Origin of the sequence: Treponema sp. JC4 (assembly GCF_000260795.1) — a bacterium.
Classification (GTDB): Bacteria; Spirochaetota; Spirochaetia; order Treponematales; family Treponemataceae; genus Treponema_D.
On the sequence record NZ_AJGU01000001.1, the window covers coordinates 233831 to 252489 of the forward strand.

The 18659-nt window shown below is 42.8% G+C and carries 12 protein-coding genes; 5 read left to right on the top strand and 7 right to left on the bottom strand.

The features are described 5' to 3' along the window. Positions 1-75: 75 nt before the first annotated feature. Both coaE and polA read right to left on the bottom strand, forming a co-directional pair. Positions 76-639: a dephospho-CoA kinase gene (gene coaE, locus MSI_RS00920; protein ID WP_009102718.1), complete on the bottom strand. Its 564-nt coding sequence runs from the start codon at positions 637-639 to the stop codon at positions 76-78. After that, complete coding sequence (gene polA, locus MSI_RS00925; RefSeq protein WP_009102720.1) at positions 639-3563, bottom strand: DNA polymerase I; 2925 nt, start codon at positions 3561-3563, stop codon at positions 639-641. Before polA ends, coaE begins: the two co-directional genes overlap by 1 nt. A 252-nt stretch (positions 3564-3815) precedes the next feature. On the opposite strand from polA, the gene MSI_RS00930 reads away from it, so the two are divergent. Together MSI_RS00930 and MSI_RS00935 are read left to right on the top strand one after the other, a co-directional pair. Next, entirely contained in the window at positions 3816-4565 is a 750-nt protein-coding gene (locus tag MSI_RS00930) for a tRNA1(Val) (adenine(37)-N6)-methyltransferase (protein ID WP_009102723.1), read from the top strand. 31 nt (positions 4566-4596) lie between these two features. Beyond that, entirely contained in the window at positions 4597-6582 is a 1986-nt protein-coding gene (locus MSI_RS00935) for a long-chain fatty acid--CoA ligase (RefSeq protein ID WP_050983873.1), read from the top strand. A gap of 84 nt (positions 6583-6666) precedes the next feature. Here the strand turns inward: MSI_RS00935 and MSI_RS00940 are convergent, their stop codons facing one another. Both MSI_RS00940 and hflX read right to left on the bottom strand, forming a co-directional pair. Then, positions 6667-7179 (bottom strand): flagellar basal body-associated FliL family protein, encoded by a 513-nt coding sequence (locus tag MSI_RS00940; protein ID WP_009102727.1) that lies wholly within the window; start codon positions 7177-7179, stop codon positions 6667-6669. 4 nt (positions 7180-7183) lie between these two features. After that, entirely contained in the window at positions 7184-8425 is a 1242-nt protein-coding gene (gene hflX / locus MSI_RS00945) for a GTPase HflX (RefSeq protein ID WP_009102729.1), read from the bottom strand. A gap of 114 nt (positions 8426-8539) precedes the next feature. Here hflX and MSI_RS00950 point away from each other — a divergent pair, with 114 nt between their 5' ends. Continuing rightward, a complete protein-coding gene (locus MSI_RS00950; RefSeq protein WP_009102731.1) occupies positions 8540-11089 on the top strand; it encodes a cache domain-containing protein in 2550 nt (849 codons plus the stop codon). A gap of 7 nt (positions 11090-11096) precedes the next feature. Here MSI_RS00950 and MSI_RS00955 read toward each other — a convergent pair whose 3' ends face one another. Next, entirely contained in the window at positions 11097-12656 is a 1560-nt protein-coding gene (locus MSI_RS00955; protein WP_009102732.1) for a hypothetical protein, read from the bottom strand. Between the two features lie 137 nt (positions 12657-12793). On the opposite strand from MSI_RS00955, the gene MSI_RS00960 reads away from it, so the two are divergent. Further along, complete coding sequence (locus MSI_RS00960; RefSeq protein WP_009102733.1) at positions 12794-13855, top strand: hypothetical protein; 1062 nt, start codon at positions 12794-12796, stop codon at positions 13853-13855. A gap of 4 nt (positions 13856-13859) precedes the next feature. Beyond that, a complete protein-coding gene (locus tag MSI_RS00965) occupies positions 13860-17003 on the top strand; it encodes a FlgD immunoglobulin-like domain containing protein (RefSeq protein WP_009102734.1) in 3144 nt (1047 codons plus the stop codon). 185 nt (positions 17004-17188) lie between these two features. Here the strand turns inward: MSI_RS00965 and MSI_RS00970 are convergent, their stop codons facing one another. Both MSI_RS00970 and folP read right to left on the bottom strand, forming a co-directional pair. Beyond that, positions 17189-17752: a 5-formyltetrahydrofolate cyclo-ligase gene (locus MSI_RS00970; RefSeq protein WP_009102735.1), complete on the bottom strand. Its 564-nt coding sequence runs from the start codon at positions 17750-17752 to the stop codon at positions 17189-17191. 23 nt (positions 17753-17775) lie between these two features. Beyond that, complete coding sequence (folP, locus tag MSI_RS00975; RefSeq protein WP_009102736.1) at positions 17776-18597, bottom strand: dihydropteroate synthase; 822 nt, start codon at positions 18595-18597, stop codon at positions 17776-17778. Between the last annotated feature and the right edge of the window lie 62 nt (positions 18598-18659).

The following is an 18659-nucleotide window of genomic DNA, read 5'->3' on the forward strand; positions in this document are numbered from 1 at the left end:
TAAAAGTCTGTTAAACTTTTAGCCACCTTGTTTAACTTATCGGATTTTGAAAAAAACACTTTAGCATTTTTTTTGTTACTTATTGTTGATGATAATTATTGGCTTTCCGCTTTTTTGATATTCCTTTAAGAGATTTTTCTGGGCGTGGAAGCGGTGTAAAATCTGGCGCAGGGGAAGATGGTCGCGGCTGCGGGCACGGAGAAGCCGGGTGATAAAAGGTGCTTTTACAAAAACTATTGCATCGCAAAGGTTTAGAAGTTCAGGAGTTTTAAAAAGTACGGTCGCATTTATTATGACTTTCTGATTCTGAGCGATAAAATCTTTTGTAAGACTTATGATTTTAGGATAGATGATTGATTCCTGCCGGGCAAGAAGCGATGGATTTTTAAAAAGCAGTCTTCCCAGGTTACGGCGGTTGATAGAACCGTCGGCATTTTCTATCCCAAGTCCCAGTTTTTCGGCTTCGCCTTTAAATGCGGAAATTATTTCATCCTTACATTCTTCAATTGCCTGGTGAGCAGTAAGGTCAAGGTCGGTTGCCTGCCAGTCCTCTTTTTCAAGCTTTGAGCAGATGTAGTTTTTGCCGGCGGCCATCTGGCCGGTTACACAGATGATGTTGTACTTGGAAAGTTCATCCATCAGTGGAACTCTCCCCAGTTTTTGCCGTACTCGATGCTGACGCGGAGTGGAACAGCAAGTTTTACGGCGTTTTCCATTTTTTCGCGGATAAGGGCGATGGTCTGGTCAACTGTGTTCTTATCATCTGGGCATTCAAAAATCAGTTCGTCGTGAACCTGAAGCAGAAGACGGGCAGGGCTGTTGGTGTTATTAAGAGCCTGACTGATGCTGAGCATGGCATGTTTAACGATATCTGCGGCGGTTCCCTGAATAGGGGTGTTTTTAGCAATTCGTTCTGCACCTGATTTTTCCAGCTTGTTGCGGCTGTTGATGTTCATAATCGGTCGGTGGCGGCCAAACATTGTGCTTACACAGCCTGTAGCTTCTGCATCGGAGATAACTTGAGTCATAAAAGAAGAAACTCCAGAGTAGGTGCGGAAGTACATATCGATAAAGTTCTGAGCCTGGGTGCGGCTGATTCCAAGATCTTTTGCAAGACTGAAGGCGCTCATTCCGTAAATTACGCCGAAGTTGATGGTTTTTGCGGTGCGGCGCATTTCAGGAGTGACAGCGTCTGGGCTTACTCCAAAAATCATTGAGGCGGTCGCGCGGTGAACGTCGGTACCGTCTATAAAGGCTTTGCACATATTTGGATCGCCGCTCAGGTGGGCAAGAACGACAAGTTCAATCTGGGCGTAGTCGGCTGAAATCAGGACTTTGCCTTTTGGAGCAGTGAAGGCCTGGCGGATGCGGCGGCCGGCGTCGTTTCTAACCGGAATATTCTGTAAATTAGGGTCACGGCAGGAAAGTCGGCCTGTGGCGGTTCCTGTCTGGATAAAGCTTGTGTGAATGCGGCCGGCACTGTCGGTAAGTTTTGGAAGAGTTTCTACATAGGTAGACTGGAGTTTTGCCAGTTCGCGGTATTCCAGAATCATTTTAGGAACGGGATTTACCTGGGCAAGTTCTTCCAGAACTGAAGTATCTGTTGAATAGCCGGTTGCGGTCTTTTTGCCGCGTGGAAGTCCAAGTTCATCAAAAAGGACGGTCTGCAGCTGCTTTGGAGAAGCGATATTGAATTCGTGTCCCACTGTCTGATGAATCTGTGCCTGAACCTGGGAAAGTTTTTGTGTAAGCTCTTCGTTATAGCTGTTTAAGAAGGCTGAATCAAGGTGAATGCCTGTGATTTCCATCTGGGCTAAAACCGGAAGAAGGGCATGTTCAAGGTCAAAGAGTTTTTTTGCAGTATCACCGCCCGGCACAAGATATTCTTTTGTAAGAAGGTCTGCAAGCTGGAAAGTGAAGTCTGCATCTTCGGCTGCGTATGGATATGCGGTTTCCAGAGGAAGGTCAGCAAAAGTTTTTCCTTTTTCTACGATGTCGTCGTATTCAATGCCTGCAAGCCCCAGTTTTGTTTCACAAAGATATTCAAGGCCGTAAGCGTTCTTGCCCATGCGGTCCGGGTTTTCCAGCCAGGCGGTAATCATGGTATCAAAAAGCTGACATTCAAGACCAAGAGCTTTTTCCTTGTTGAGGATTGCTGAAAGCTCGCTCTGAGAAAATGCCTTATTAATAGAAGAAAAGAGCACTTTCAGATCGAATTTTGCGTTATGCATGATTACGGTGATGTCCGGATTTTTGAAAATGCGGAGAAGCTGATTAAGCGCGTCTTTTAATTCAATATAATCGGTCTGGTTGAAAAGGTCATCTGAGGCAAGCTGGATTGGAACGTAAACTGCAAGACCTGGCTGATAACAGAGACTGAAGCCGACAAGGGTAGTTGTAAGTGTATCCAGGCTGGTGGTTTCGCAGTCGTAGGCGATGCGATTGCTGCCGGAAGAGATAAAGTTTGTAATGTAATCTTCCAGGTCGGAAAGTTTTGTGATGGCCTTATAATTTGAAGTATCATTCTTTTTAATTGGAATGATTTCCTCTGCTTGGAATGCAGGGGTTTTAGGGGGTAAGCTTTGCGCCCCCCTAGGAGAAGGGGTAGCGGAAGACGACGCGTCAGCGTTGGCTGAAGCGAGGGGAAGGCTTTCCCCAACCTCTACTTTCTGTCCTGCATTTACGGCAAGTTCGGCGTACTGGCGGGCTGGTTGAAGAGCTCCATACTGAGTCAAAAGTTTTGCAGCGGCGGCAAAATCCAGCGAGAGAGGGGCGGAGATAGCCTTGTCAATTTCTTCACAAGGCACTGTGTCGCAAAGGCGGACGAGTTTTTGAGAAAAATAGGCATTTTCCTTGCCGTCAATCAGCTTTTTCTGCATGGCGCCTTTAATTTCGTCGATGTGGGCGTAGATTCCGTCAAGATTGAGGTAGTCGTTCAGAAGTTTGCCGGCAGTTTTAACACCAACGCCCTGAACGCCCGGGATATTGTCGGCAGTGTCGCCGTAAAGTGAAAGCAGGTCCAGCAACTGGGCAGGTTTAACACCCCATTCTGCAAGAACGCCTTCCTCGCCGGTTACCTTCCAGCCGCCGCCGTTTTCAGGCTTGAGAATCTGGGTTGAGTCGTTTACAAGCTGCATCAAATCCTTATCGCCCGAAAGAATGCGGCAGGTCTGTCCTCGTTCGGCGCATTTTTTTGCAACGGTGGCAATTACGTCGTCTGCCTCGTAGCCGTCGCACTGCAAAATCGGGATACCAAGGGCTGTCAGGATTTCGCAGATCCAGGGAATCTGGGCGTGCAGGTCTTCTGGCGTTTTGTTGCGGGTGGCCTTGTATTCGGGGTAAAAATCGTGGCGGAAGGTTTTTGTTTTGGAATCCATTGCCGCGATGATGTGGCCCGGTTTGTAATGTTCGAGTATATAATGGAAGTTTCTGAAAAATCCGAAGAGGGCACTTATATTTTCTCCCTTTGGATTTGTGAGCGGTCTGTTTATAAAAGCAAAGTAGCAGCGGAAAATGAGTCCGTAGCTGTCTAAAACGTAAACTGTGTTGTTGTCGAAAGTCATATGTGTATTTTAACAGAATCCGAGAACTTGCGCTATGCAAAACTACCCAATGGCGCGAGGGGGGAGGGTATGGTCAAAAATTAGTAACGGTAAAAACATCATCTACATTTGTCTATTTTTTTACCGTTACTATTTCCTTACAAAAATAGCATGTAGCGAGGTACCGAGCGGTTTTGACCACACTCTTCCCCCGGGAGCCTTGGGGGAATTTTCTATGTTGCAAGACAGCCACGCTTTTGTTACAGTTTTACTATGCAGCGTACAGATATTCTTTCCTGCGGCTATAAAATAATTCAGGATGACTCGGCTTTTTGTTTTGGAATTGATGCGGTTTTGCTTTCGGCTTTTACTAAGTTTAAGAAGGGGGCGGCTGTTTTTGATTTGGGAACTGGTAACGGGATCCTGCCTCTCTTACTTAATGCTAAGGCGAAGGAACTTAAAAGCGCTCATGGGGCCGGGGACTGCCATTTTACAGGACTGGAAGTTCAAAAGGGTGCTGCGGAAATGGCGCGGGAATCTGTGCTCTTGAACGGTCTTGAAGGGCAGATTGAAATTGTGGAAGGAAATATCTGCGATGTAAGAAAGATTTTTCCTGCTCAGACGGTGGACGTTGTTGTAACTAATCCTCCTTATATGCTGCCTTCTGCGGCAAAGGCTAATGCCAGGGACGAGAAAACTATTGCGCGACACGAGGTATTGTGCACGCTTGACGACATTGTGGGCGCGGCAAAGTGGCTTTTAAAATCAAACGGCAGTTTCTTTATGATTCACAGACCTTACCGGCTTTCGGAAATCTTTTCTTCTCTTGAAAAATACCATCTCACTCCGCGGCGCATGCAGCTGGTTTATCCTAAAATCGACCAGGCTCCCGAAATGGTGCTTATAGAAGCCCGTCCTAATTACAAGCCTGATTTGAAAATTGAAGCGCCTCTGATTATGTATGGCTCAGACGGGGAATATACTTCAGATTTTAAGGCTTACTGCGGCAACTTTTTTAATTGACATAATCACAAAATCTGTCATAATATCAGATATGATTATAAAAAACTTACCACACTTACTCTATCATCAGGGACTTCGTTATCCGGAAACTCCGGCACAGCTTTCTAAGGACATAAAGGGCGTTTTTCAGCCTGTTTTATATAAAGACTTATCTGAGCAGATGCTCAATTTTGCGGGCGGTCTTATTACGCTTGGAACAAAAAAAGGAGATAGAATCGGTCACCTTGCCGATAACCGCCAGGAATGGCAGGTTGTAAGTCTTGGTATTATGGCGGCAGGGGGAATAGATATTCCGCGCGGCACTGATGTTACCGTAAAGGAAATGGCTTATATCCTCAGCTTTACAGAATGCGAAACTGTGAGCGTGGAAAATCCTTTTGTGCTTGGTAAACTCTGCGAATGTATGAGTCAGATTCCGACACTTAAAAATATCATAATCATAGACACCCAGAATCAGGCGCTGGATAAATACGAGCTTGCTGGACGAAATCTTTACCGCTATGACCAGATTTTGAAAATGGGTCAGCTCTGGCGCAATGAACATCCGACTATAATTGATCAGCAGATTCGTGAAGAAATCTCTGCTGATCAGGTTGCTTCTATTATATTCACTTCCGGAACAACCGGAGTTCCAAAGGGCGTTCAGCTTACCCATAATAATTTTCTCTGCCAGCTTCCAGCCCTTTCTGAAATTTTTGATTTTCACCGGGCAGACCGCAGTATGTGTATTCTCCCTATCTGGCATGTTTACCAGCGGGCTTTTGAATTTTATGTAATGTATTTTGCGGGAACCCTCTGCTATTCAAAGCCGGTTACCAGCATGCTGATTCAGGATTTTGCCAAGGTTCGTCCTCAGCTTATGCCTTGTGTACCTCGTGTCTGGGAAGGAATCTATCAGGCAATTTCAAAAAAGATTAAAAAACAGTCTAAGACAGCCTGGCTTTTGTTTAAGCTTCTTTCAAATGCTTCTGCAAATGCCCTTACCCTGGAAGGAAAGATTAAGGGCCGTCATCCTCTATTTAAACAGCCGAATTACCTGCAGATTGGTCTATCAAAACTTTGGTATGTACCATATGTCTGCCTGCTTCCCCTGCGCGCTTTGGGAAATAAACTTTATTTTAAGAATATCCGCGAAGTTACCGGCGGTCAGTTTGCCTGCGGTATTTCTGGCGGCGGCGGACTTCCACCTTTCCTTGACCGTTTTTACAATTCTATTGGAATCCGCGTTGTTGAGGCTTACGGTCTTACAGAAACTGCCCCTGTTGTTGCGTCCCGAAAGCGTTTTGCGCCGGTGATGGGCACAATTGGACAGGCACTTCCTTACAATCAGGTAAAGATTCTTGATACGGAAGGAAAGCCTATGGCTCCAGGTCAGAAGGGTATTCTTTATGTAAAGGGCGAAAATGTAATGAAGGGCTACTATAAGCAGCCGGAACTTACAGCCCAGGTGCTTGATCAGGATGGTTGGTTTAATACCGGAGACCTTGCAATGCAGACTGTAAAAGGCGAACTTATGATTAAGGGCCGTCAGAAAGATACAATCGTTCTTAAAAGCGGCGAAAACGTTGAACCCTTCCCGATTGAAGCAAAGCTTGCAGAGTCCCCATATATCACGACTGCAATTGTCGTTGGCCAGGATCAGAACAGTCTTGGAGCTTTAATTATTCCTGCGGTTGAAGCAATCAGAAATGCGGCAAAACAGGGCAGTCACCCTGACGAAGAAATCAAAATCGACAATACTCAGAAGCTCCTTTCTTCAAAGTTTGCCCGTGAACTTATCATGCGTGAGTTTGAACGTCTGATTTGTGCTAAAAACGGCTTTAAGAATTTTGAGCGTGTAAATCAGTTTGAATTTCTGGAAAAACTTGAACATCCGGAAGAAGAACTTACTGCAAAAGGCAGCCTTGTCCGCTTTAAGGTAAATCAGAATTACCGCCATCTTATAAACCGCATGTTTAATAAGGAAGAAAAGAAGCGCCAGCGCCTGAGCGATATTATTCAGAACCTGCTGGATTAATACGAAGGTCGTAATCTTAACTCCAGCTTCCCAAGGAACCGAACCTTCGTTTAACTTGCGCATAGCGCAAGTTGTTGGAATTCATCAGTCAATGAAAATGTAATCTGTAAAGTTAATACCCGTTATTTTTCCCAGAGAAAGACGGGCATTAATTTCTTCTATTAATTCTAGAGTGATTCTTTCTTCAGTTTTACCAGAAAGCTGGGCTTTAGTTTTCCCCGAAAAATAGGATGAGAAAAGCCCTTTTATGATGCTGCGCTTTTTTGCAAGTTCTTCGTAAAATACATCATCGCCTGTAGGGTAGGAAAGCCAGGGAGAAATTACCATGGTAACGCTTTCCTCTTTTTTTGTAGCAGCTGTGGAAAGTCTGATTGTGCCGAGTTCAAAATAGGCAGTTACGATATCGCTTACCGGGGCGTTCAGGGCTGTTGCCTTTCCTTTGGCAATCAGGTTTTGAGCCTGCTTAGAGCCTGCATCTACATTTGCCTTAGCCTTTTTTACAAGACCAGCAAAAGTGCCCGCTGCGATAATCACAACGAGCACTGCTGCTATTATAGTAAGAGTCTTTTCTAATTTTCTGATTGCGCCTGCTGTCATGCCTTTATTCTACTATAAAAGGCGATGCCAGTGCTAGCAGTCTTCCTACAGCTCTTGCAGAAATATGAACTCCGTCGTCCAGCCATTCTTCTGTCTGAATACAGCCTGATTTTCTGAGCTCATTAATCAGAAGAACCTGACTTACCGGAATAACGTAATTACAGATTTCTCCGTAAAGCATGTTGTAAATTTTGTCTTTCAAATCTACAAAGCCGATTTCCTCTTTTGCACTGATACAAAGTGCTTCCGGGAACTTTAAGCGCAGCTTTTCCAGCTGCTTTGTTTCGTCGTCGCACTTATCAATCTTATTCAAAAGAAGAATACGCGGATTTTCGTTAGCTCCGATTTCATCAAGAACGTCGCAGACAGTTTCATACTGACTTTCGGCATTCGGGTCGGAAGCGTCCAGCACCAACAGCAGCAAATCTGCCGTAGCGGCTTCTTCCAGCGTAGACTTAAATGCATCAATCAGATGGTGAGGAAGATTACTGATAAAACCTACTGTATCGGTAATCAGAACTCCTGCACTGTCATTAAGCGGAAGCTTCTTTGTAAGCGGATCCAGCGTTGCAAAAAGCTTGTTTTCTACAAAGGCGTCAGAACCCGTAAGCGCGTTCAAAAGCGAAGATTTTCCGGCGTTGGTATATCCCACAAGTGCGCAGGAAGGTTGTTTTCCCCTCTGCTTGCGCTGAGTCTGCCGGTTCAATTCAACTTCTGCTAAATCGTGCTTAATCTGGGCAATTTTTTCGCGGATTCGGCGCTGGTCAAGCTCAAGCTGAGTTTCTCCCGAACCCTTTGCACCAAAGGCACCACCACGCTGGCGGGCAAAATCATTACGCAGATGTGCAAGGCGCGGTAAAGAATACTGCAGGCGGGCAAGTTCTACCTGCAGCGTAGCTTCCTTAGACTGCGCTCGGCTTGCAAAAATGCGGATAATTACTTCCTGACGGTCAAAAACAGAAAGCCCTGTAAGCTCCTCCCAGTTACGCTGCTTTCTTGGCTCAATATTAAAATCAAAGATAATGCAGTCGGCTTCAATTTTGTGGGCAAGCTCGTTAATCTCCTGAGCTTTTCCTGTGCCGATGCCATATTGCGGTTGAACTTCCATACGGTTCAACGTGAGCCTCTGGATGATGTCTAATCCCAAAGTTTGAACGAGACCTTTTAATTCCTGTAAGTCGTTGCCTGGTTCCCCCACCAGTAAAGCACGAGGAACCTTGTTCTGTTCTTTCTCTACTTCAACCATGCTTTAATCTTACAACAGAATTGTTAAAAGTCCAAACAAATCTGAAATTCTCTGAGCTTTTTATACGATAAACGTGGATTTTTACAGATTTTCGACCGATAATAAAGTGATAGTATGACTTCTGGCCAGAAGATAGCTTTCAGCACATTACTGTCAATGCTGCTTTTTGCGGGGTTTGTCATTACGGCGAACCTGAAACTTTTTCCTGAGCTTGAAACGCGTTTTTATGCCCAGACAAAGGTGAGCCAAAAGCTTCAGCATCTTGATGATGTAGCTGAAAACTTTGATTCGTACATTTCAAATATTCTCAAAAAAGCGGATGATTTTGCCAAAACGCCTTGTGTCGCGTCATTTATTGAGCAGAATCCGTCCGAAAAGTCTGTCATTGACCGTCGAAACCGCATTGAAAAGCTCTTTAATGAAGTTCCTTCTCTTACAGGCCTTAGAATTGTGGACAAAAACGGACGAAACGTTCATTATTCAAGCTTTGATAAAACGGATCTTCTTAAGCAGAACGGAATTACAAAGGTTTACAAGAATTATATCGATATTCAGCGCGATTTAGGTGAACTGGACTTTTCCGTAATTAAGACGGACGGCGCACAAAAGGTACTTGTTGATTCAAGACGCAGCCGCCTTATCATCAGCGAGCCTTTTTACTGGTTTGATGACATTCAAAACGGAGACATTTTTTTCTATCTGAATCTTTATGATATCAGGGAAGCTTTTGTTTCTAAAAATGTCTTTTCCTATGGAGAAGGCTTTTCTATTTATAATGATGATGCCCTCGCGGGTGGAATTGCACTGGGTGTTCCTCTGAATGCGCAGGAAGATTTTAAGATTCCGGTTCTTTCTTCCTGGAAAAAAGAAAAAGCAGCAGAGGGTGGCGGTGCGGTTGCTGCTGCAATCGAACAGCCTGCAAAAATCGTTTCTTCATCAGACGGGGAATACTGGACTATTCTTTCTGCTAAGGCTGCAAAATACCTGAAAATAAGCGGAATTTACCGAAGTTCAAATTTTGAACTTTCAAAAGATTTAATCTGGCTTATTTACATCTGCGTTTTTATTACAATTTTCCTGCTGCTTTATCTGATTTTCAGTCTGGGACAGGATTCGCTGAGTCTTGCACGTAAGAAAATAAAAAAGCTTCAGGCGGGAATTATTCAGGAATATCTGGAGCGTAAGCAGGATATTGAGTGGTCAAAAATTGCTCAGGCCCTGCGACTTAGAAAATCTGATTTTCTAAATGATCTTTCGGAAGGCCTGTCTAAGAAGAATCGCCGTCATAAAAAGGAAATAGACGAGCTTCTTGAAAAAGCCTGGAACGATATAATCGAGGTTTTTGAAAAGCAGGAAAATGCGCGTCCTGTGCAGACTGTGGTTCAGCGGGAAGAAATTAATCTTTCTGAAATCAGGAATGTGATAGAAGAGGTTTTAGGTTCAAAACTTGCTTCGGTACAGGCTCTTGCTCAAAAGCCTGCAAGTGCCCCTGTCAGCGTTCAGAACAAGGCTGATGAAGTAGAAGAGATTGAAGAAGTAGAAGAAGTTGATGACCTTGAAGACGTTGAAGAAATAGAAGAAGTAGCTGAACTCGATGAGGCAGATGACGTTGAAGAAGTTGAGGATATCGAAGACCTTGATGACCTTGAAGATGTAACAGAAGTGGATGAGGTCGATGAGCCTGACGATCTTGAAGAAGTAGAAGATGTCGAGGATGTTCAGGAACTTGATGAGGCAGAGGATGTCGAAGAGGTTTCGGATCTTGATGAGGTTGAGGAAGTTGACGAGCCAGAGCCTGTTGATGAAATAGAAGAGGTAGCTGAACTCGACGAGGCAGATGAACTTGAAGAAGTCGAGGAACTTGAAGAGCCTGAAGCTGTAGAAGAAGTTACTGAAACTGAGCAAGTAGACGAGCTTGAGGATGCTGAGGAAGTTGAGGAACTGCAAGAAGAAGTAGAAGAACTGCCTGAAGAAGAAGTTGAAGAACTTGAAGACTTGCAGGAAGAAGAAGAACTTGAAAGCCTTGACGACATTGAAGAAGCAGAAGAAATAGAAGAGTTAGAAGAATTTTCTGAGGAGCCTGAATCTCAGGGGCCGATAGAAGAACTTCCTGAATACGATGAGTTTATCGGGGATAAAGAAATCCCGTATGAAGATGAGGGCATGACTTTCTATTCTGTAGATAATATTCTTCCCGGTAGGGATGAATATCTTGAAGATACAGATGCCTTTATCAGATCAGACAGATTTGCCAGCGTGACAAACCTGTTTGCCGAAGAAATCACGCTTGGAGATGAGTACGATACCTTCACAAAAAGGCATCCGTCAAATGTTATTAATACTTTTAAGGTACACAAACTTTCAGATATGTTTACAGAAAAGATTGATTTAGAAAACGATGGCATTTTAGCCGGTTCAGAAGAACTCTTAGAAGATATTGCAGACCTTACAGAAGAAGTTCCTCCTGCCGAAGGTAAGTCTTATTTTGCCATGACAGATTTTGCTAAAAAAGATGATATAGAAGCTCTGGAAGAAGTTGCCGACCGCGACCATGTAATTTTTGAAAACAACGGCGTTTTCCAGATTGCAAAAAATCTGGATTATTCCACCGCTCAATACAATACAGAATTTAAAGCTCTTGTAGATTCAGTATTACACAACTAAAAAAGAACTAATCGTTCTGTGTAAGGTACTGCTGCATAAGCTGAACAAAAAGGTAAATCTTCTTGTAAATGCCTACGCTGAAGTCTTTCATTGGCTGTTCAATGTATTTTTCAAGTTCTTTCCAGTTCTGAACCAAAACCGGCTTAGAAAGAGAATAGTCTTCAATCAACTGTTTTATAGTCTTACCGATTGTTACAAAGTTCTGTGTAGAAGTAATGATAAAGCCCTTTGCAGCATCATTTGCATCAGAAATAACGCGGTTAATAATGCTGATTGCAGAGTTATCGTGTCCGGTTTTTGGAAGAAGTGTCTTAATCTTCATTCCCATAGCGCCTTCTTCTGCAAAACTTTCGTCAAAAGCGGTAATCTGGTCAGAAACAGCAAGCAGCTCCTGATAAGCGTTAGACATTGGCGCTGAAATAGAAGAATCCCACTGACCGCGGATAACTACAACATCATAGAATTCACGGATATCTTTTTTAAGGTATTCAACAAGGAAGGCCTTAAGGTAATTCAGAGGTTCAGCATAAATAATCTGATCAAGGCTCTTTTTAAGCATTCCTTCATTAAAAGACGGAACATAATGAGCCAGAGACTGAGGCGAAGCGGTTCCAAAAATCTGAAGACAGATATCATTTGCCTTAGATTCCTTCTGGTGTTCGCTGATTTTATTCAAAAGATTCCATGTGTCGTTTGTTAATGTTTCTACATAAGGATCAAGAAGAGATTCGATGTTCATGTTGTATTCAGAAGCGTAAGACGGATCCTGAGAAATCATCTGAATCATCATGTCAAAGGTTCTTGTTGCCTGAATTGAACGGATTCTTGCGATAATCTTTTTCCAGTTACCCTGAGAACAGAGTTCCTTACCTGTAGTTTTCTGGAAGAATTCAAACAAATCAGACCAGACAACTGTATCATCCGTAATAGGGAAGGCTACTGCAATAAAATCCTTAAGGTCATCGGTGATATAATCGCCGTTGAGTTTATCAAAAGTTGGAGTACTTTCAAAAGAGAATTCCTTGATTCCCGAATTGAATTTGCGGAGAAGTACGTAGTAGTCGTAAGTACAGAAATCCTGAAAAAGGCAGAAAGCCTTGTAAAGATTTTCTATTTTATTTGCGCGCTCGCCTTCAAATTCAGCCTTAAAGGTCTGCAAATCGTGGTCAATCTGAGTTTTGATTTTGTTGATTGGAATCTGCTTTGACATTTCCATGATTTTGTTTTCGTCAAAGTGTTCCAGAAGCTCTGCCTGATTTTCTGAAAGTGAGTAGGTGATAAGGCGCTGCTTATGCTGATTAGGATTAGGAATGTTTCTGAAATAAACCTGAGCCTGAGAAGTTGCCTTGTAAAAATCATAAAGCATTTTCGGAAATGGAGGAAGAATTTCCTGTGTATTCGGTTTATAGAAAACGTGGAATTTTGATTTTGAAAATGCCTTAGCAATATTTTTTAACCTGCGTTTTTTATCTGCATCCGGATTTGATGATTTAAAAAGCGATGAAAACAAATTTGAAAAGAATCCGCCAGAACTTGCTGGTTTTGTATTTTTACCTGCTGCACTCATACATTTATAATAAGAGAAAAAAACTGATATTTCAAGTTAAGTCTTTGTTTATCTTAATCCTTTGTTTAGTGGAAATATAAATCAGATTGCAGTATAATTTAGAACAAATTTTTATTATAAAAATTGGGAGAATAAAAATGAAAAAAATTGGTATTGCAATTGCTGCATTTGCCCTGATTCTTTCATCAGCAAGTGCTTACAATCCACCGGAGCTTTCAGAAAATCTCTGGAATCTTTCGAGTACAAGAAACCTTACAGGAATGAATTCTGTTGCCAGTGTGGGAACTTTAGGCTGCAGTTCAGATTCAATCGTTTTGAACCCGGCTCTTACAGCACAGGCTCAGCGCGTGTCTTTGAACCTTGGCTATACTGCTCTTATTACTTATGATCCAAGTGATGATTACGGAAACGCTTTTCAGGCTGGAATCCTGATTCCTTTCAAGATGTTCAACTTTTCAGGCCTTACAAACTTTGTTTCTACTCCATGGCTCAAAAATACATGGAATATGAAGGCCGGACTTTCAAAAGAAATTACTCCAAAACTTTCTGTTGGTGCTAATGCAGACTTAGGTCTTGCCTGGGGCGCTGGTGCTGACTGGGCAATTGGTGCTGGAGTTGGTTTTGTTTATGATTTCGGACAGCTTGCCTTTATGCCAGATTTCAGCGTAGGTGCTTCACTTTTGAATCTTGGAAAATATTACAAACCTGATGAAATTCCAGGAGCAAGATGGGATAAAGCTGCAACAAACTGGCCTTCTCCTGTAACTCTTAAAGCCGGTGCAAATGCTGTTTTCTATAAAAACGAAAACTTTGACGTTAGCGCTGCTTTAGACATCACAGTTCCAACCTTCCAGAATGTTATTTTTGACATTACACCAAAATTCTGTGTAAAAGAAATGCTTTATTTTACAGTTCCTGTATCAATCAACTGTTATGAAATGGCAGAAGCTCACAATAAAGGTTTCTCTGCCGGAATTGGAGCTTTCTTTAAATTCAACTTCAACGTAAAGAACAATCAGTATCTTGAAAAGAACGGCTGGAGCGAAAGTGAAATGGTTGCTTCTGCTGCTTACAAAAATCTTGATGCCTCAGTTCACGCTGTTACAGCAAACGTAGACGTAAATCTTGGTATGAAGGATAAGACTCCTCCTGTAATCAAGGTTTGGTCAGATGATGAAGAAGACGATGACGAGGAGTAGGAATATGGCAAAAATGAAATCTGTAAAAATCGCATTATTAGCATTGATGATTCCTGTCTGCGCGTTTGCAAAAACCCGCTATATTTCACCTAACAATGATGGTGTACAGGATGCTCTTGAGATTCCACTCCGCATTTCTGATAAACGTTATGTTCAGGGCTGGAGTCTTGTAATTATGGACTCAAACAAAAAGGTTGTCCGCACAATTGAAAATAAGGTTTCACTTCCAGAAAAACTTGGAGTAAAATCCTTCTTCAAGCAGCTTATTACTCCAAAACACGGAGTAGAAATTCCGTCTTCAATTACCTGGAACGGAACAATGGATAACGGTGAACTGGCTCCAGATGGAACTTACTTCTATTATATTACTGCAATTGATGATAACGGCAACAAAGGCCAGACAAAAGAATTCAAGGTAGTAATTGATACAGTTGCTCCTGAGGTTGAAATTGCTCAGCCTGGAGATAAAATCTTTGGTGAAGGCGCTAAGGCTGCATTTAAAGTTCGCCAGAGCGGTTCAAAAGAAGATTTGTGGGTTGGTACTTTTGCAAGTGCAGACGGAAAAACTGTTCGCACTTACACCTGGAAAAAATCTGAACCTCTGGAATTCAGCTGGAAGGGAACTGATGACCTGGATGCACAGCTTCCTGATGGTGTTTATAATTATGATATCACAGCAACTGACCGCGCTGGTAACAAGGCTGCAAAAACTGGTATTGCAAATATCATCTATTCTGCAGAAAAACCTGCAACAAACATTTATCTTGCTTCTTCACGCTACTTCTCTCCAAATACAGAAAGCGTTTACAAAGACGTTAAGTTCAACCTCACAATTCCTGTTCCTGAAGAAAAATCTGGTAACAAGCTTGTTGAATGGGCTTTGACAATTGAAGACAGAAACGGAAAAGCAGTTCGTGTTTACAATCAGTCAAATACTGGTGCTGTTCCTCCTTCAGAAATTACTTTTGACGGAACAGACGGAAAAACAAAACTTAAAGATGGTGAATACCGCGCAAGCATTACTGCAAAATATCTGAACGGATATGTTCCTGCAACAATCTATTCTCCATATGTAGTACTTGATACAGAAAAACCTGTTGCAAGCATTAAGGCTTCTGAAACAACCTTTGGTGCCGGCTCAAAAGATTCTGTAAAATTTGCCATTACAACTCTTCCTTCAGCTGGTGCTCCTGTTCAGAACTGGAAGGCTGAAATCAAGAATGTTGATACAAATGAAGTTGTACGCACATATGACTTTGGCGCTTTCCCACCAGAATCAGTTACATGGAACGGTGTAAACGACAAAGGTCAGATCAGCGAAAAGGGTAAATACCAGATGGTAATTTCTGCAGTTGACCTTGCAGGAAACGCAGGCGGTGGACAGACTGCCGGAACTGTAACATTTGATACAACAGAAGCTCAGCTTCTTCTTGCTATGAGTGATTCTGCTTTCTCTCCAAAGCCGGACGGAAACAGCCCTAAAAAGACAATCAGCTTTACTCCACTCACACAGACAAAAGAAGTTAAGTCATACACATTCACTGTAAAGGATTCTTCCGGCAAAGCTGTTTACACAACAAGCGGTGAAAATTCTCTTCCTGCAAGCTTTACATGGGACGGAAAAGCTGATGACAAGACTCTCTGTGCAGACGGAAACTATTCTGCTCAGCTCAGTCTTGAAGCTACAAACGGTTCTCAGGTTGCTGCTTCTACTCAGCTTTTTGTAATTGATACAGTTGCTCCTTCTCTTACTGCTTCTACTCCATACAAGTTCTTCTCTCCAGACGGAGACAGCAAGAAAGATAAAATGCCTGTAACAATTGCAAACTGCACTCCTGAAAAACTCTGGACTGCAAATGTTCGTGATTCAAAAAATCAGATTGTAAAAACTTATACATGGAGCGGTGCTTCATCTTCTCTTACATGGGATGGAAGTGACGAAAGCGGAAACGTAGCAGCAGACGGAGTTTATTCTATTGAATTTACTTCAACTGATGAGGCTGGAAACTCCTTCAAATCAGTTCTTCCTTCACTCACACTCGACAGTCGCGAAACTAAGGCTTACCTTACAGCTGACCTTGAAGGAATCTCTCCAAACGGAGACTCTAAAGTTGATGCCCAGAAGTTTGAAATTACACTTTCTGTTCCAGACGGAATTAAGACCTGGAGCTTTAATGTTCGTAAAGAAGACGGAAAGAGCGTATTTGCCCTTTCTGAAAAAGACAGCGCAAACGTTCCTGCTGTAATCAACTGGAATGGCGCTGGTGCAGACGGAAATGCCTGCGAAGGAACCTTTACTGGTACTCTTGATATTGAATACGAAAAAGGTAACGTAGTAAGTGCAGTTTCTTCTCCATTTGTATGTACTGCAACTCCTCCACAGCTTAAGGTTCAGACAGCTCCTGAATACTTCAGCCCTGATAACGACGGTACAGACGATGACCTCTTTATCAAGCTTTCTTGCGCTACAAAGGCTCAGGTTAAGAACTGGAGCTTTACAATCAAAGATCCAAAAGGAAAGAATTTCTGGATTCAGAACGGTAAGAATGCTATTACAGAACGTCTTATCTGGGACGGTTTGAGTAATGTTCAGAAAGATGCAGCTGGTCGTGCAGAACGCGTTCAGTCTGCTATGGATTATCCTTATGAGTTCACAGTAACTGATAACCTTGGTATGACAAATACTGTAACAGGTCAGATTTCAATCGATGTTCTTGTTATCCGCGATGGTAACGTTCTTAAGATGGCAGTTCCTTCTATTATCTTTGAGAGTGATGCCGCAAACTTCCAGACTGCAAATGCTAAGCTTGCAAAAGATAAGGTAGACAACAACATTAAGATTTTGAACCGTATTGCAGAAATCCTTAAGAAGTTCAAGGATTACAAGGTTACTGTAGTTGGTCACGCTAACAAGGTAACTGATAATCCTGAAGAAGAGACTGTAGATAACATGAACCAGTGGGGTCGTGCTTCTCAGCCACTTTCTAAGGAACGTGCAGATGCAATCCGCGCATACCTTATGAAGAAGGGTGTAAGCGGAGCTAATATCTCTACTGAAGGTATGGGTGGTACAAAACCTGTTGTTAATCCAAAAGACAAGGACAACAACTGGAAGAACAGACGCGTAGAATTTATTCTTGTAAAGTAAGTTTTGTTTAAAAAAATGGCTCCCGGTCACAGAGTACGGAGCAAAACCGCGCGATATCGCGCTACACGCTGATTGTTGCAAAGAAACTATAGAATTGACCGCTTTCACGGTCGCAACAATCAGAGTGTTTTTGCTCCGCACTCTGTTCCCTCGCGCCATTTTTTTATCAATCTAAATTGCAATAATTAATAAAAGACTTTGTTCATCTTAATATCGTGTTCATCACAAGGAATGCTTTCCACAATCTGCTGCGAAAAGCAAACTCCTGCAAGATGAACACGATTTTTTTTGTCTGCAGGGATTTTTGAAAGCCAGCGGTCATAAAAACCTTTTCCGCGGCCAAGACGGCAGCCTTCTTTTGTAAAGGCACGACCGGGTACGATAATCAAGGTACCGTCAGGAAGAGTTTCCGGCTTAATTAAATTTTCTGCTTTTGCTTCCGGCTCTTTTATTCCGTAGCTGGCTTCCGCCTGCAATTGTGTTTGGGCTGTTGCGTAGTAAAAATCCATAAGACCGCTCTGGGCCATTATTCGAGGCAAGCCGACCAGCTTTCTGCGATTTAGTGCGTCATCGTTCAGAATTTTTAAATCAACTTCATCATCCATCGCCATGTATAAAAGCAGGAGAGGGGCTTTTTTGTATTCTTCGCTTTGCATGATAAGCCGGCAGATTCTCTGGCTTTCTGCCTTCCGGATATCTTCTGCGGGGATGAGAGCTTTTATTTGTTTTCTGACTTCTGATTTTGTCATATTCTTCTATATAAATAATATAATTACTGATTATTGTAGGCTTTTAAAACTTTGAGCGTATCTACAGTTTCCTTTACGTCGTGAACACGAACCATAAAAGCCCCCTTCTGTACGGCAAACAGATCTGCGGCAAGAGTTCCGTATAAGCGCTCTTCTACCGGGCGTCCGGTTGCCTCGCCAATGCAGGTTTTTCTGGAAAGGGCCATAAGCACCTTGTATTTGCCGCCGGCAAGTTCTCCGCAGCGGCGGATAAGCTGGAAATTATCATGAGCATTTTTTCCAAAGCCGATTCCAGGGTCAAGAATGATTTTATCAGCTTCAATTCCTTTTGAAAGGGCAAAGTCCACGCGGTTGATGAGGTAGTCGTTAACTTCGGAAAAGCAGTCTGTGTATTCTGTGTTTTTCTGCATGGTTCCCGGGTTTCCTCGTTTATGCATGAGAATTACCGGGAGTTTCTTTTTTGCGCAGAAATCTGCAAGTTCCGGGGCATCTTCCAAAGCGCTGATGTCGTTCAAAATGTCAGCTCCTGCTTCTACTGCAGCCTTAAAAACTGCTGCTTTTCTTGTATCTATAGAAAGGGGAATGCTGCTTGATTTTCTTATTTCTTTAATGAGGGGAATAAGGCGGCGGATTTCTTCTTCTTCGCTTACATATTCACTTCCTGGGCGGGTTGATTCTGCCCCAAGGTCAAGGAGATCTGCGCCTTCTTCAATAAGCTGCAAGGCGCGTTCAATTCCACCGCGGCTTCCGCTGAAAAATGAGTCGGGAGTAGCGTTTACAATTCCCATCACAAAGGCGGGAAGGTCTGTCGTAATTTTTTTAGTTGCAAGTTCAAGTTCAATCATATGGATGAGTATAGCACAAATTAGCACATAAAAATTTTGCACAGCAATAAATTCTAGAATTT

Bases quoted from the DNA above. Each gene is read 5' to 3' on its own strand.
- coaE (WP_009102718.1), bottom strand. From the start codon at position 639: ATGGATGAACTTTCCAAGTACAACATCATCTGTGTAACCGGCCAGATG.
- polA (WP_009102720.1), bottom strand. From the start codon at position 3,563: ATGACTTTCGACAACAACACAGTTTACGTTTTAGACAGCTACGGACTC.
- MSI_RS00930 (WP_009102723.1), top strand. From the start codon at position 3,816: ATGCAGCGTACAGATATTCTTTCCTGCGGCTATAAAATAATTCAGGAT.
- MSI_RS00935 (WP_050983873.1), top strand. From the start codon at position 4,597: ATGATTATAAAAAACTTACCACACTTACTCTATCATCAGGGACTTCGT.
- MSI_RS00940 (WP_009102727.1), bottom strand. From the start codon at position 7,179: ATGACAGCAGGCGCAATCAGAAAATTAGAAAAGACTCTTACTATAATA.
- hflX (WP_009102729.1), bottom strand. From the start codon at position 8,425: ATGGTTGAAGTAGAGAAAGAACAGAACAAGGTTCCTCGTGCTTTACTG.
- MSI_RS00950 (WP_009102731.1), top strand. From the start codon at position 8,540: ATGACTTCTGGCCAGAAGATAGCTTTCAGCACATTACTGTCAATGCTG.
- MSI_RS00955 (WP_009102732.1), bottom strand. From the start codon at position 12,656: ATGAGTGCAGCAGGTAAAAATACAAAACCAGCAAGTTCTGGCGGATTC.
- MSI_RS00960 (WP_009102733.1), top strand. From the start codon at position 12,794: ATGAAAAAAATTGGTATTGCAATTGCTGCATTTGCCCTGATTCTTTCA.
- MSI_RS00965 (WP_009102734.1), top strand. From the start codon at position 13,860: ATGGCAAAAATGAAATCTGTAAAAATCGCATTATTAGCATTGATGATT.
- MSI_RS00970 (WP_009102735.1), bottom strand. From the start codon at position 17,752: ATGACAAAATCAGAAGTCAGAAAACAAATAAAAGCTCTCATCCCCGCA.
- folP (WP_009102736.1), bottom strand. From the start codon at position 18,597: ATGATTGAACTTGAACTTGCAACTAAAAAAATTACGACAGACCTTCCC.